The sequence below is a fragment of the Pseudomonas sp. B21-031 genome, assembly GCF_024748985.1.
Lineage (GTDB): Bacteria > Pseudomonadota > Gammaproteobacteria > Pseudomonadales > Pseudomonadaceae > Aquipseudomonas > Aquipseudomonas kermanshahensis.
Genome location: NZ_CP087181.1, coordinates 2,326,330 through 2,341,448 on the forward strand (window position 1 = coordinate 2,326,330; position 15,119 = coordinate 2,341,448).

Consider the following 15,119-nt stretch of genomic DNA (forward strand, 5'->3'; position numbering starts at 1 on the left):
CTGCGCCGCCTGCTGGCGCTGGCGGTGCTGGTACCAGGCTTGCCAGCAGCGGCGGCTGAGCCGGTGCGCTACTGCGACTACCCGGTGTACCCACCGATTTCCTGGAGCGATGGCCACCAGGTGCGCGGCCTGGCGCCGACGGTGGTGCGGGAGCTGTTTGCGCGCATGGGCCGAGAGGTGCAAACCGTGGTGCTGGGCAACTGGAAGCGCTGCCTGATGGACGCTGCCGCCGGGCGTGTAGACGTGGTGCTGGCCTACGACAGCGACCAACGTGACCAGGGCATGCGTTTTTCGTCGGTACCGGTGATACGTGAGGAGGTGGCGGTGTTTTTCAATCGCCGCCGGCCCGTGCAGTTTCAGCACCTGGAAGACTTGGCCGGGTACCGTGGCGGCTTGCTCTACGGTGAAAGTTACGGCGCCGACTTCGACCGTTTTGTCGCGCGCCACCAGAACATCGAGCGGGTGTCGTCCAGCCAGCAGAACTTCGGCAAGCTGATCCGTGGGCGCATCGACTTCGTGATCCAGGAGCGGCGTACCGGCGAGCTGTTCATCGAGCACCTGCCCGGCGCCGAAGACATCCGCGCCTTGCCGGCCGCGCTGAGCGTGGACTACCTGCGCGTGGCGGTGTCGCGCCAGTCCCCCCTGAGCCAGCACATGGACGAGATCGACCACCAGTTGCGGCGCATGCACGAAGCTGGCGAGATCGACCGCTGGCTGGAGCAGAGCGAAGTGACCTACCGCGACATGATCAACCTGCCGGCGGATGCCCGATGATCCGCCTGCGCACCGACGGCCTGTTGCGCCGCCTGCTGCTGTTTATCCTGCTGTTCAGCCTGTGCTTCACGGTGCTGGCCAGTTCCGTGCAGCTGTATTTCGAATACCGCCGCGAGATGCGCGACATCGAGGCGCGCATGGCGTTGATCCGCGCCGGATACCTGGCCAGCCTGGAGCGCAGCTTGTGGGACCTTGACGAGGCGCAACTGGATGTTCAATTGCGTGGTTTGGTGGACTTTTCCGATGTGGCGCGGGTACGCCTGCTCAGCGATGATTTCACCCTGTTGCGCGGTGAAGCCGAGCCTAAGGGGCCACTGCGCATCGAGCGTTTCCCGATGGATTACCAGCCACCGTCGGGGCCGGCACGGCACCTTGGCGAGCTGGAGGTGAGCATCGACCTGGGCGCGGTGCACCGGCGGCTGTATGCCACGGGCCTGGCCAGCCTGTTGTGGATGGGGGTGTTTCTGTGTGGCCTGGCGGTCGCGTTGTCTGGCTTGTTCTACCGCTTGGTGACGCGCCATTTGCAAGTCATGGCCGAGTTTGCCCAGCGTATCGGGGCCGGTCACTGGCAGGAGCCGCTGCGCCTGGATCGCCGCCGTTCGGCGCATGCCGATGAGATCGACACCGTGGCGCATGCACTGGACGACATGCGCCGGGCCATCCTCAGCGACATCGAGCGCCGCGAGCTTGACCGCGTGGCCCTGCAGGACAAGCGTGACGAGCTACAGGCCATGGTCGAGCGGCGTACCGCGAGCCTGGCCCGGGCCAAGGACGAGGCCGAAGCCGCCAACCTGGCCAAGTCACGCTTTTTGGCGACCATGAGCCATGAGCTGCGCACGCCGCTCAATGGCATCCTCGGCATGGCCGAACTGCTACGTGGCGCCAGGCTCGATGCGCTCGACCGGCGACGCCTGGAGGCTTTGTACAAGGCGGGTGAAGGGCTGTTGGCCATTCTTAACGAGGTGCTTTGCTTTGCCCGTCTCGAAGAGGGCGAGAGCCAGGCCGAAATGCTCGGTTTCTCACTGCGCCAGTTGTGCAAGGAGGTGCTGGCATTGCTCGAACCGATGGCCTTGGAACGCGGCGACACCCTGCACGTGGAGGTCGATGAGCAACTGGCGGCGCATCAGCATGGCGCCGAGCAGTACCTGCGTCAGGTGCTGAGCAACCTGCTGGCCAACGCCATCAAGTTCACCGCGCACGGCCAAGTCGAACTCAGGGTGCAGGTGCTGGCCAGCGATCAGAACGGGCAGCGCCTGCGCGTGTCGGTCAGTGACAATGGTATTGGCATCGAACCGGCCATGCAGGCGAAGATTTTTGACCGCTTCGTGCAGGCTAGCGAAGCGGTGGCCCGGCGCTATGGCGGCACTGGCCTGGGCCTGGCGATCTGTAAGCACCTGGTGGAAAAACTTGGCGGCCGCATCGGCCTGGACAGCGTACCGGGGCAGGGCAGCTGCTTCTGGTTCGAGCTCGACATGGCGCGTGGGCAGCCCGCCGTTGCCCATGAGCCGGCCCGCTCGGCGTCGGCCAGCCTGGATATCCTGGTGGTCGAAGACGTAGCGTTGAACCGTGAGGTGGCGGGTGGGTTGCTGGTACGCGATGGCCACCAGGTGTGCTTTGCCGAGGATGCCGAGCAAGCCCTGCACGCCTGTGCCCAGCAGCGCTTCGACCTGATCCTGCTGGATGTGCACTTACCCGGCATGAGCGGGGTCGAGTTGTGCCGGCGCATCCGCGCCACCCCAGGGCCAAACCGTGGCAGCCGGATCCTGGCGCTGACCGCCGGGGTGCAACCGGCGCAAGTCCCCGATTACCTGGCCGCTGGCATGCAGGGGGTGCTGGCCAAACCGCTGCGCCTGGAGCACCTGCGCCAGGCCCTGGCCGAGGTTGCGCCTGCCCCGGTGGCTGCACCTGGCTCGGGCATGGACTGGTCACTGCTGCAAACCCACCGCAGCTTGCTGGGCGAGCAGAAGCTGCAGGCGCTGCTGGCAGTGCTGCGCCAATCGATCGAGCAGCACGCCACGGCGCTGGCCGAAGCCTTGCAGGCACGCGACCGCGCAGCAGTTTCGCACCTGGCGCACCGCCTGGCGGGCAGTTGCGATTCCCTCGGCTTTGCTGGCCTGGCTGGCGTGTTGCGCCGCCTCGAAGACGCCGCCCAAGGCCAAGATGAACAGGCGCTGCTGGCGCTTGGCGAGCCACTAACGGCACAGCTGGAACAGGCCCGCACCACCCTGAAACAGTTGATCCAGAGCTGACGTACAAAAAACTTACGACTTTTTACATCTTTGATCGGTTCGTACAACGGCACCTTACATCCGTTTCCAATAATCGATGGCAACCGTGTTCCACGCGGTCCATGAGGCTTATTGGAGATAACAATAATGACATGCCGTAGCGCTCAGCCCGTCCTTGAACGTTCGTTTTGCACCCCCTGCTACAGCGGGGTGAACCATGACTGACACACACGAAGGCAAAATCCAGCTGACCCGCGCGCTGAAAAGCCGGCACATCTTCATGCTGTCGCTGGGCGGCGTGATCGGCACCGGGCTGTTCATGGGCTCGGGCGTCACCATCAACCACGGCGGGCCGGTGGGGGCGATCCTAGCCTACCTGGTGGCGGGGCTGTTGATGTACCTGGTGATGGTGTGCCTGGGCGAGCTGTCGGTGCAGATGCCGGTTTCCGGTTCGTTCCAGGCCCATGCCACCAAGTTCATCGGCCCAGCCACGGGCTTCATGATTGGCTGGGTGTACTGGATGAGCTGGGCCACCACGGTGGGCCTGGAGTTCACCGCTGCGGGCATGCTGATGACCCGCTGGTTCCCCGAGGTGCCAATCTGGTATTGGTCGGCGTTGTTCGTGGTCGTGCTGTTCGGCCTCAATGCCCTGGCCACACGGGCCTTTGGCGAGGCGGAATACTGGTTCTCGGGGATCAAGGTGGCGACCATACTCGGCTTTATCGTGGTCGGCCTGCTGGTGATCTTCGGCGCCATCCCGCTGAACAACGGGGCGCCGGCACCGATGCTGAACAACTTGGTGGGCGAGTCGCTGTTCCCCCATGGCCTGTCGGCGGTGTTCGCGGTGATGATGACCGTGGTGTATGCCTTCCAGGGCTGCGAAATCATGGGCGTGGCGGCCGGTGAGACCGAGCACCCAGAAAAGAGCATCCCTAGGGCCGTGCGCAACGTGGTGTTCCGCGTGCTGATCTTCTACGTGCTGGCGATTGCCGTGCTGTCGGCCATTGTGCCGTTCGAGCAGGCCGGGTTGATGGAAAGCCCGTTCGTGCAGGTGTTCGACATGGTCGGCATCCCCTATGCGGCCGATCTGATGAACTTCGTCATCCTCACCGCCATCCTGTCGGTAGGTAACTCTGGGCTGTACGCCTCCACGCGCATCCTTTGGGCCATGTCCAAGAGCGGCATGGCACCCAAGAGCCTGTCGCCGCTGAGCAAGCGCGGCGTGCCACTGCGTGCCCTGAGCATCACCCTGTGCTTTGCGCTGGTGTCGCTGATGACCAGCTTCGTAGCTGCCGACACCTTGTTCATGGTGTTGATGGCCGTGAGCGGCATGTCGGGCACTGTGACCTGGATCGTCATCGCCCTGGCGCAGTACCGGTTCCGCAAGGCGTACCTGCGTGATGGCGGGCAATTGCAGGACCTCAAGTACAAGGCGCCGCTGTACCCCTTGGTGCCGCTGCTGTGCATCACCCTGTGCTGTTCGCTGTTCGTGTTTCTGGCCATCGATGAGACCCAGCGGCCATCGTTGTACTGGGGCTTTGGTTTCATTGCCCTGTGCTATGCGGCGTATTACGGGGTGAACCGCCGGCGGCAAGGGGCCTTTGCGCCGAGTGCGCCTGGGGTTTGAAGCCGCTTGTTGGGGGCAGTCTTGTGCTGCGAGAGGCCGGTGCAGGCATCAACATTGTTTTGAGCCTGCACTGGCCTCTTCGCAGCACAAGGCTGCTCCTACAAGGGAAGCGCAAGGGTTTTGATCCGAGTTGTGCAAAGTTGTAACAACCCATCCCGCCTTGTTGAACACTCGTTTAGTATCACCTTCATCACGTCCTCCACCCCAATAACAACAGCGAGGCCTCCCATGACCACCCCGTCATCGTCAGTGTTGAGCAAGGTCGAAGCCGGCGTTGCCTGGCTTACCCTCAACCGCCCCGAGCAGCGCAACGCACTGGACATTCCTACCCTCAAGCAACTGCATGCCCTGCTCGACACCTGCAACAGCGACCCCGCCGTCCGTGTGGTGGTGCTGACCGGCAGCGGGCGCAGCTTCTGTGCCGGCGCCGACCTGGCGGAATGGGCCGAGGCCGAGGCCCGTGGGGCACTGGAAAGCTACGGCTGGACCGAGACCGCCCACGCCCTGATGCTGCGCCTGCACAGCCTCGACAAACCGACCCTGGCCGCCATCAACGGCACCGCCGTCGGCGGCGGCATGGACCTGAGCCTGTGCTGTGACCTGCGCATCGCTGCTGCCTCGGCACGCTTCAAAGCCGGATACACCAGCATGGCCTACAGCCCCGATGCAGGCGCCAGCTGGCACCTGCCACGGCTGATTGGCAGCGAGCAAGCCAAACGGCTGTTGTTCCTCGACGAACTGTGGGGCGCCGAACGGGCCTTGGCGGCAGGGCTGGTGAGTGAGGTCTGCGCCGACGAGCAATTGCCTGCGGTGGCCGCTGAACTGGCGGGCCGCCTGGCCAACGGCCCGACCTTCGCCTACGCGCAGACCAAGCGGCTGATCCGCGAAGGCGCCCAGCGCACCCTGGCCGAGCAACTCGAAGCCGAGCGCCAGGCCGGTGTGCTGTGCGGGCGCAGCCAGGACGGCGCCGAGGCGCTCAAGGCCTCGGTAGAACGGCGCCCAGCGCACTTCGTCGGCCAATAACCCGTTACCTCTTCAGGACCTTCGCAGATGAATTTCCAACTGACCCAAGAACAAGAAATGTTGGTGGATGCGGTACGCAGCTTCGTGGCCAAGGAACTGCTGCCCCATGAAGAAGCGGTAGACCGTGCCGACGCGGTGTCGCCGGAACTGGCCGCGCAGATCCGCGGCAAGGCCATCGCCGCCGGGTTCTATGCCTTCAACATGCCTGAAGAAGTCGGCGGTGGGGGCCTCGATTACCTGTCCCAAGCGCTGATCGAGCGCGAATTGTCCAAAGTTTCCTGGGCACTGCACGTGTTTGTCGCGCGCCCGTCGAAGATCCTCATGGCCTGCAAGGACCAGCAGATCACCGACTACCTGCTGCCGTGCGTGCAGGGCGAAAAGACCGATTGCTTCGCCCTTACCGAGCCTGGTGCGGGCTCTGACGCCAACGCCATCAAGACCCGCGCCGTGCGCCAGGGCGATGACTTCGTGATCAACGGCAGCAAACACTTCATCAGCCACGCTGGGCATGCCGACTTCGCCATCGTCTTCGCGGTGACCGACACCTACGAGCACAACGGGCGCAAACGCAATGCCGTCACCGCCTTGCTGGTCGACCGGGACACTCCCGGCATGACCATACGCCGCGGGCCGAAATGCGTGAGTAACCGCGGCTACCACACCTACGAGCTGTTCTTCGACGACTGCCGGGTGCCGGCCAGCAACGTGCTGGGCGAAGTCGGCAAAGGCTGGGAAGTGGCCAACGCCTGGCTTACCGCTGGCCGGGTGATGGTCGCCGCCAACTGCGTCGGCCAGGCCCAGCGAGCATTGGACGCATCGCTGCAGTGGGCCGCCGACCGCAAGCAATTTGGCCAGCCTATCGGTAGCTATCAAGGGGTGTCGTTCAAGCTGGCAGACATGGCCACGCAGATCCGCGCTGCCGAACTGCTGACCCTGCACACCGCCTGGAAGATGGACCAGGGCAGCATGACCGATGGCGACGCGGGCATGGCCAAGCTGTTTGCCAGCGAAGTGCTGGGCAAGGTCGCTGACGAAGCCGTGCAGATTTTTGGCGGCATGGGCCTGATGGATGAGGGGCCGGTCGAGCGCATCTGGCGCAATGCCCGCATCGAGCGGATCTGGGAGGGCACGTCGGAAATCCAGCGGCACATCATTTCCCGTGAGCTGCTGCGCCCGTTGCTGCGCTGATCGACCTGGAGACTCAGCATGTCGCATTCCAATCGTGACAACCTCAAGCGCCTGCTGGCGCCACGGCACCTGGCCTTCGTGGGCGGGCGCAGCATGGCCCGTGCCCTCAAGCGCTGTGCCGAAGGTGGCTTTGCCGGCCCGCTGTGGCTGGTCAACCCGCAACACGCGAGCCTGGAGGGCATCCCCTGCGTGGCGCGGGTGGCAGACCTGCCATGCGCCCCAGACGCGGTGTTCATCGCCACCCACCGTGAGCTGACCCTGCAGTGTGTCGCGGAACTGGCCGCCATCGGTGCCGGTGGCGCCATCTGCTACGCCTCCGGCTTCGCCGAAAGCGGTGAACAAGGCCGCCTGTTGCAGCAGCGCCTGCTTGAGGCCGCTGGCAGCATGGCTTTGCTTGGCCCCAACTGCTATGGCCTGCTCGACTACTTGCACGGCGCGGCCCTGTGGCCGGTGGCCCATGGCGGCAAGCAGGTGGAGCAGGGCGTGGCGATCCTGACCCAGAGCGGTAACTTCGCCTACAACCTGTCCATGAGCGACCGCTCGCTGCCGGTGGCCTACATGGCATCGGTCGGCAACCAGGCGCAGTTGGGCGTGGCCGAGTTGATGGACGTGCTGCTCGACGACCCACGGGTGACCGCCATCGGCTTGCACCTCGAGGGCCTGAAAAACGTGCCGGGCTTTGCCCGCGCCGCCTACAAGGCACTGCAACAGGGCACCCCGATCATTGCCCTGAAAACCGGCGTGTCGCAGATCGGCGCTGAACTGGCGCTCAGCCACACCAGTTCGCTGTCAGGCTCCGATGCCCTGTACGACAGCCTGTTCCAGCGCCTGGGCGTGATCCGCGTGAGTGGCCCGGTAAGCTTCGTCGAGACCCTCAAGGCCGCCGCCTGTGGCCGTTTACCGGCCGGCGACCGGCTGATCGCCCTGGCCTGTTCGGGCGGCGATGCGGGCTTGATCGCCGACTACGCTGAGCGCAACCAGTTGCGCCTGCCCGCGCTGGCGCCAGGGCAGGTGAGGGCACTGGCCCAGGTACTTCCGGCCTACGCCAACCTGGTCAATCCGCTGGACTTCACAACAGCGATCTGGGGCGATGAAGTGGCCCTGCAACAGATGCTCGACAGCACACTGGGGGCTGACGCCGACGCTGCCATGCTGGTGCTCGACTACCCCGCAGCGTTCACCGGTGAGCGCAAGGAATGCGACCTGTTGCTGGCGCTTTACTGCGACGCCCTGGCGCGCCACGGCAAGATCGGCTTCGTCACCTCGGCGTTTCCCGAGCTGTTGCCAGCCTCGGCCCGTGAGCGCCTGCATGCCCATGGCATCGCGGCGCTGCAAGGCGTGGAAGATGGCCTGGCCGCGTGGGGGCGGATCGCGGCCTATCAGCGCAACCGCCAGCGACTGCTGGAACAAGGCGAGGCGGCGCAGGTGCCGCTGTGCCCACGGCCCCTCGCAGGTGAAAGCCGCCTGCTGGACGAATGGCAGTCCAAGCAGGCCCTGAGTGCGTTTGGCCTGCCGGTGCCGGGCGGGGTGCTGAGTACCCCGGAGCACGCGCTAAACGATGCCAACCGCGTTGGCTACCCGCTGGTGCTCAAGGCGGTCAGTGCGCAGTTGCCGCACAAGACCGAAGCCGGTGCGGTGGCGTTGAACCTGCGTGATGCCGCAGCGCTGCAGGCCGCCCTGGCGCAGATGCGCCAGCGCATCGACGCCTATGCGCCGGGGGTGGCGTTCGACCAGGTCTTGCTCGAACCCATGGCGCCGCCACCCTTGGCCGAGTTGATCGTCGGCATCAAGCGTGAAAACGACTTCGCCCTGGCCTTGGTGATCGGGGCGGGCGGTGTGCTGGTGGAGCTGCTCAAAGACAGCGTCAGCCTGTTGCTGCCCACCACCGACAGCGCCATTCGCGCAGCGCTGCTTGGCCTGCGCAGCGCCAGCCTGCTGCAGGGTTTTCGGGCGCGCCCGGCTGCCGACCTGGATGCCCTGGTGGCGGCGATCCGCGCGGTGGCCGACTACGCCTGCGAAAACGTCGGGCAGCTGCTGGAACTGGATGTGAACCCATTGATGGTCGGCGCCCACGGCACCACCGCGGTCGATGCGCTGATCCGCCTCGGCCAGTTGCAAGGAGATCAGCATGAATGAGCACTCGATGACCGCCGGCCAGGCGCTGGTACGGCTGCTGGCCAACTATGGGGTGGATACCGTGTTCGGCATCCCGGGGGTGCATACCCTGGAGCTGTACCGCGGCTTGCCCGGCAGTGGCATCCGCCATGTGCTGACGCGGCATGAGCAGGGCGCGGGCTTCATGGCCGATGGTTACGCCCGGGTCAGCGGCAGGCCGGGCGTGTGTTTTGTCATCACCGGCCCAGGCGTGACCAATGCCGCCACTGCCATCGGCCAGGCCTATGCCGACTCGATCCCGTTGCTGGTGATCTCCAGCGTCAACCACACCGCCAGCCTGGGCAAAGGTTGGGGCTGCCTGCACGAAACCCAGGACCAGCGCGCCATGACCGCGCCGATCACGGCGTTTTCCGCCGTGGCACTGAGCGCTGAAGACCTGCCCGAGCTGATTGCCCGTGCCTGGGCAGTGTTCGACAGCGAACGCCCGCGCCCGGTGCACATCTCGGTCCCGCTGGACGTGCTGGCCGCGCCGGTTGCCCGCGACTGGAGCAACGCGGTGGTACGCCGCCCCGGGCGCGGTCAGCCCCACCGGGGCACGCTGGCGCAGGCCGCGCTGAAACTGGCCGCAGCGAAACGGCCAATGATCATCGCCGGCGGTGGCGCACTGCAGGCCGCGGCGCAACTCGAACAGTTGAGTACCCGCTTGGCAGCGCCGCTGTTCACCAGCGTCGCTGGCAAGGGCTTGCTGCCGCCTGAGGCGTCATTGAATGCGGGTTCTAGCCTGTGCGTCGCGCCGGGCTGGCAGATGATCAGCGAAGCCGATGTGGTGTTGGCGGTGGGTACCGAAATGGCCGATACCGACTTCTGGCGCGAGCGCTTGCCGCTCACGGGTGAGTTGCTGCGGGTCGACATCGACCCACGCAAGTTCAATGATTTTTACCCGTGCGCGGTGGCCTTGCACGGTGATGCTCGACAGACCCTCGACGCTTTGCTGGCGCACCTGCCCGAGGTCGAGCGCGACCCTCGCCAGGCTATAGACGCGGTGGCCGGCCTACGCCAGGCCATTCGCACTGGGCACGCACCGTTGCAGGCCATCCACCAGGCCATTCTCGACCGCATCGACGCGGTGCTGCCAGACAACGCCTTCATCAGCAGCGACATGACCCAACTGGCCTACACCGGCAACTACGCCTTTGCCAGCCGGGCGCCGCGCAGCTGGTTGCACCCCACCGGTTACGGCACCCTCGGCTATGGCTTGCCGGCGGGTATCGGCGGCATGCTCGCCACTGACCATCGCCCCGGCCTGGTGCTGGTGGGCGACGGTGGCTTTCTCTACACCGCCCAGGAGCTGGCCACCGCCGTCGAGGAACTGGACCGGCCGTTGGTGGTATTGCTGTGGAACAATGACGCCCTTGGCCAGATCCGCGACGATATGCTCGGCCTGGATATCGAGCCGATCGGCGTACTGCCGCGCAACCCTGATTTCATCGGCCTGGCCCGTGCGTTTGGCTGCGCGGTGCGTCAGCCACGTGACCTGGATGCCTTGCAGGCTGACCTGGCCGACGGCTTCGCCACGCCAGGCGTGACCTTTATCGAACTCAAACATACCTGCGTCTGCTGACCGCAGCGCATCGTCCATAACAAGAGAAACCACCATGCAATTTCGCCGTACGCTCCTCGCTGCCTCCCTGGCCCTGCTGATCACTGGTCAAGCCCCGCTGTATGCTGCCCCTCCGCTGTCGATGGACAACGGCAGCAACGCGCTGACCGTGCAAAACAGCAACGCCTGGGTCGAGATCAGTGCCAGTGCCTTGCAACACAACATTCGCACCCTGCAAGCGGAGCTGGGTGGCAAGTCCAAGCTGTGCGCCGTGCTCAAGGCAGACGCCTACGGCCACGGTATTGGCCTGGTGATGCCGTCGGTGATCGCCCTTGGCGTGCCTTGCGTGGCGGTTGCCAGCAACGAGGAAGCCCGCGTGGTGCGGGCCAGCGGCTTCACCGGGCAACTGGTGCGGGTACGCCTGGCCAGCCTGAGCGAACTGGAAGATGCCCTGCAATACGACATGGAAGAGCTGGTCGGCAGCGCCGAGTTCGCCCGCCAGGCCGATGCCATCGCCGAGCGCCATGGCAAGACTTTGCGCATTCACCTGGCACTCAACTCCAGCGGCATGAGCCGTAACGGCGTGGAAATGGCCAGCTGGAGCGGGCGAGGTGAGGCACTGCAGATCACCGACCAGAAGCACCTCAAGCTGGTGGCGTTGATGACCCACTTCGCCGTGGAAGACAAGGATGACGTGCGCAAGGGCTTGGCAGCGTTCAACGAGCAGGCCGACTGGTTGATCAAGCATGCCAAGCTCGACCGCCGCCAACTGACCCTGCACGCCGCCAACTCGTTCGCCACCCTGGAGGTACCGGAAGCACGCCTGGACATGGTCCGCACCGGCGGTGCGCTGTTCGGCGACACCGTGCCCGAGCGTACCGAGTACAAGCGCGCCATGCAGTTCAAGTCGCGGGTGGCGGCGGTGCACAGCTACCCGGCTGGCAACACTGTCGGCTATGACCGCACCTTCACCCTGGCGCGCGACTCGCGCCTGGCCAATATCACCGTCGGCTATTCCGACGGCTACCGCCGGGTGTTCACCAACAAGGGCCATGTGCTGATCAACGGCCACCGCGTGCCGGTGGTGGGCAAGGTGTCGATGAACACCTTGATGGTCGATGTCACCGACTTCCCCGACGTCAAGAACGGCAACGAGGTGGTGCTGTTCGGCAAACAGGCCGGTGGCGAGATTACCCAAGGCGAGATGGAGGAAATCAACGGCGCATTGCTGGCCGACCTCTACACCGTGTGGGGCAGCTCGAACCCCAAGATTCTCGTCGATTGACCGCATTGGAAGGGAGACTGCCATGCGCTATGCCAAGCTGACCCAACGCATCGCCGGTGACGGTGTTGCCGCCTGGGACATCCACTACCGCGCCCTGGCGATGCAGGCCGAGGGCAAAGACGTTCTGCTGCTGTCGGTGGGCGACCCGGACTTCGACACCCCGGCCCCCATCGTCGAAGCGGCCATCGACAGCCTGCGTGCCGGCCACACTCATTACGCTGATGTACGCGGCAAGCTGGCGCTGCGCCAGGCCATTGCCGATCGCCACCGGCAGCGCAGCGGCCAGCCCGTCAGCGCTGACCAGGTCACGGTACTGGCGGGTGCCCAGTGCGCCTTGTTTTGCGTCGCCCAGTGCGTGCTCGACCCGGGTGATGAAGTGATCGTCGCCGAGCCGATGTACGTCACTTACGAGGCGGTGTTCGGTGCCTGTGGTGCCACGGTGGTGCCGGTGCCGGTCAAGCCGGAGAACGGCTTTCGGGTGTGCCCGCAGGACGTGGCCGCGCGCATTACCCCACGCACCCGCGCCCTGGCCCTGAACAGCCCGCACAACCCTTCGGGCGCGAGCTTGCCGCGCTCGACCTGGGAGGCGTTGGCCGAGCTGTGCGTCGCCCATGACCTGTGGCTGATCTCCGACGAGGTTTACAGCGAACTGTTGTACGAAGGCGAGCATGTCAGCCCGGGCAGCCTGCCCGGCATGGCCGAGCGCACCGCGACCCTCAACAGCCTGTCGAAATCCCATGCCATGACCGGGTGGCGGGTGGGCTGGGTGGTGGGCTCGCCTGAGCTGGCCACGCACCTGGAGAACCTGGCGCTGTGCATGCTCTATGGCTCGCCGGACTTTATCCAGGACGCCGCCGTGGTGGCCTTGAATCAGCCCTTGCCCGCCCTTGAGGCGATGCGCGACGCCTATCGCCAGCGCCGGGACCTGGTGTGCGAACAGCTGGCCGGTTGCCCGGGCGTCAAGGCGCTCAAACCCGACGGTGGCATGTTCGTGATGGTCGATATCCGTGAAACCGGCCTCAGTGCCCAGGCCTTCGCTGACCGCCTGCTGGACCGCGAAGGCGTGTCGGTATTGGCGGGAGAAGCCTTTGGCCCGAGCGCCGCCGGGCATATTCGCCTGGGGTTGGTAGTAGGCGCAGAGGCTTTGGCCGAGGCCTGCCAGCGCATTGCCCGGTGTGCGGGTGAACTGATGCAAGGAGAACTGTCGTGAACGTCCTGATCGTCCATGCTCACCCCGAGCCGCAATCCTTCACTGCCGCCCTGCGTGACCAGGCGGTGGCTACCTTTCGCGCCCAGGGCCACGCGGTCAAGGTCAGCGACCTGTATGCCATGGGTTGGAACCCGGTGGCCGGTGCGGACGATTTCGCCACGCGGGAAAACCCCGAGTACCTGGTGTATGCGCTGGAGCAGCGCCTGGGGGTGAAGAGTGGTTCCATTGCCGCGGATATCCAGCAAGAGCTGGACAAGCTGTTATGGGCCGACTTGCTGGTGTTGAACTTCCCAGTCTTCTGGTTCTCGGCGCCGGCCATGCTCAAGGGCTGGATCGACCGGGTGCTGGTGTCGGGCGTCTGTTATGGCGGCAAGCGCTTCTACGACCAGGGTGGGCTGGCCGGCAAGAAGGCACTGGTGACGGTGACCCTTGGCGGGCGTGAGCACATGTTTGGCGAAGGGGCTATCCATGGGCCGTTTGAGGACATGTTGCGGCCGATTCTGCGGGGGACGTTGGCGTACGTCGGCTTCGACGTGCTGCCGCCATTTGTGGCCTGGCATGTGCCGTATATCAGCGACGAAGCGCGCCAGGGTTTTCTGCAGCAGTACCAGCAGCGCCTGGAGCAGTTGGCGGATGATCAGCCGCTGGTGTTCCCGCGGTTGGCGCAGTTCGATGAGGCGTTGTACCCGTTGGCGTGAATCAACCCGAGTTTGAGTCGATTGATCCGGCCCTATCGCCGGCAAGCCGGCTCCCACAGTTACCGCACCGACTCTGGATTGTGTGCGATACCTGTGGGAGCCGGCTTGCCGGCGATAGGGCTATGAGTACCTACCAATGAGTATCTGCCCAAAAACGACCACCCACACATTCGGGGTATGTTGCCCTCAAGCAAATCCCCCGATAGTGAACCCATCGGCTCGATCCGGAGCAGTCACACGATGGAGTTGCTATGCGCAAGGCACTGAAGGTGATTGGCAGCCTGTTGCTGGCGTCGGCCGCGACGCAGGCACTGGCGGTAGAGGGGGACAGCGGTAACACGTTAAGGCTGTACAACTGGACCGACTACATCGGCGAAACCACCTTGGCCGACTTCGAGAAGGCCACCGGCATCAAGGTCATCTACGACACCTTCGATGGCTACGAAACCGTCCAGACCAAGCTGCTCACCGGCCGCTCCGGCTACGACCTGGTAATGCTCAACGCCTCCCTGGTACCCCCGTTGATTCAGGCCGGCGTGTTCCAGCCGCTGGACAAGCAGCAACTGCCCAGCTGGCACAACCTGGATGAGCAGGTGGTGAGCAACCTGCAAGGTTATGACCCCGGCCTCAAGTACTCGGCACCCTATACCTGGGGCAGCTCCGGGATCACTTACAACGTCGACAAGATCACCGCGCGCATGCCCGATGCTCCGATCGGCTCGTTGGCCATGCTGTTCGACCCCAAGATCGTTTCGCGCTTCGCCGACTGCGGTGTCACCCTGATGGACGCGCCGACCGAGGTGATTCCGCTGGCCCTGCAGTACCTGGGCAAGGACCCCCGCAGCGCAGCGCCCGCCGACCTCAAGGCTGCCGAGCAGTTGCTGATGGGCATTCGCCCGTACATTCGCAAGTTCGACTCGGTCAACTACCTCACCAGCCTGCCCAACGGCGATGTTTGCCTGGCCCTGACCTGGTCAGGTGACTACGCCACCGCCCAGGCCCGAGCCATGGAAGCGAAAAAGGCCATCAAGCTGGCGTTTTTCATCCCCAAGGAAGGCTCGCTGATCTGGTTCGACAACCTCTACATCCCCAAGGACGCGCCGCACGCGGCCAATGCTCACCGCTTCATCGAGTTTTTGCTGCAGCCGCAGACCATGGCCAAGGTCACCGACTTCATCCACTACGCCAACAGCAATGCGGCTGCCACGGCGCTGGTGCACGCCGACATCCGTCAGGACCCGGCGATCTACCCCGATGCCCAGACCCGCGAGCGCCTGTTCGCCCAGAAGACCCAGAGCCCCAAGGACATGCGCGCCATCACCCGGGTCTGGAGCACGGTCAAGACCGGTTTCTGAACACTGCCAACCGATT

General features: G+C 64.9%; 11 protein-coding genes. All 11 read left to right on the forward strand.

Going from position 1 to position 15,119, the window contains the following annotated elements; all coding sequences use genetic code 11:
• The 11 genes from LOY53_RS10375 (at position 1) to LOY53_RS10425 (ending at position 15,103) form a co-directional block, all read left to right on the forward strand.
• Positions 1 to 774, forward strand: a complete 774-nt coding sequence (locus LOY53_RS10375; RefSeq protein ID WP_099430887.1) for an ABC transporter substrate-binding protein — start codon at positions 1 to 3, stop codon at positions 772 to 774.
• Positions 771 to 3,023 (forward strand): ATP-binding protein, encoded by a 2,253-nt coding sequence (locus LOY53_RS10380; RefSeq protein ID WP_258703971.1) that lies wholly within the window; start codon positions 771 to 773, stop codon positions 3,021 to 3,023. Before LOY53_RS10375 ends, LOY53_RS10380 begins: the two co-directional genes overlap by 4 nt.
• Before the next feature lie 196 nt (positions 3,024 to 3,219).
• Positions 3,220 to 4,629 carry an amino acid permease gene (locus LOY53_RS10385; protein WP_258703972.1) on the forward strand — a complete coding sequence of 470 codons (1,410 nt, stop codon included), beginning with the start codon at positions 3,220 to 3,222 and terminating at the stop codon, positions 4,627 to 4,629.
• Between the two features lie 228 nt (positions 4,630 to 4,857).
• On the forward strand, positions 4,858 to 5,652 hold the full coding sequence (locus LOY53_RS10390; RefSeq protein ID WP_252823635.1) for an enoyl-CoA hydratase/isomerase family protein: 795 nt from the start codon (positions 4,858 to 4,860) through the stop codon (positions 5,650 to 5,652).
• A 27-nt stretch (positions 5,653 to 5,679) separates the two neighbouring features.
• Positions 5,680 to 6,840 (forward strand): acyl-CoA dehydrogenase family protein, encoded by a 1,161-nt coding sequence (locus LOY53_RS10395; protein ID WP_252823637.1) that lies wholly within the window; start codon positions 5,680 to 5,682, stop codon positions 6,838 to 6,840.
• A gap of 18 nt (positions 6,841 to 6,858) precedes the next feature.
• Entirely contained in the window at positions 6,859 to 8,976 is a 2,118-nt protein-coding gene (locus tag LOY53_RS10400; RefSeq protein WP_258703973.1) for an acetate--CoA ligase family protein, read from the forward strand.
• A complete protein-coding gene (locus tag LOY53_RS10405) occupies positions 8,969 to 10,576 on the forward strand; it encodes a 5-guanidino-2-oxopentanoate decarboxylase (RefSeq protein ID WP_258703974.1) in 1,608 nt (535 codons plus the stop codon). The genes LOY53_RS10400 and LOY53_RS10405 overlap by 8 nt, the downstream gene beginning before the upstream one ends.
• A 34-nt stretch (positions 10,577 to 10,610) precedes the next feature.
• Positions 10,611 to 11,840 (forward strand): alanine racemase, encoded by a 1,230-nt coding sequence (gene alr / locus LOY53_RS10410; protein ID WP_027593667.1) that lies wholly within the window; start codon positions 10,611 to 10,613, stop codon positions 11,838 to 11,840.
• 22 nt (positions 11,841 to 11,862) lie between these two features.
• Positions 11,863 to 13,050 (forward strand): pyridoxal phosphate-dependent aminotransferase, encoded by a 1,188-nt coding sequence (locus LOY53_RS10415; RefSeq protein WP_258703975.1) that lies wholly within the window; start codon positions 11,863 to 11,865, stop codon positions 13,048 to 13,050.
• Positions 13,047 to 13,748: an NAD(P)H-dependent oxidoreductase gene (locus LOY53_RS10420; protein ID WP_258703976.1), complete on the forward strand. Its 702-nt coding sequence runs from the start codon at positions 13,047 to 13,049 to the stop codon at positions 13,746 to 13,748. The genes LOY53_RS10415 and LOY53_RS10420 overlap by 4 nt, the downstream gene beginning before the upstream one ends.
• A 251-nt stretch (positions 13,749 to 13,999) precedes the next feature.
• Positions 14,000 to 15,103, forward strand: coding sequence for a polyamine ABC transporter substrate-binding protein (locus LOY53_RS10425; RefSeq protein ID WP_252823643.1), 1,104 nt, complete (start codon positions 14,000 to 14,002; stop codon positions 15,101 to 15,103).
• Positions 15,104 to 15,119 lie beyond the last annotated feature (16 nt).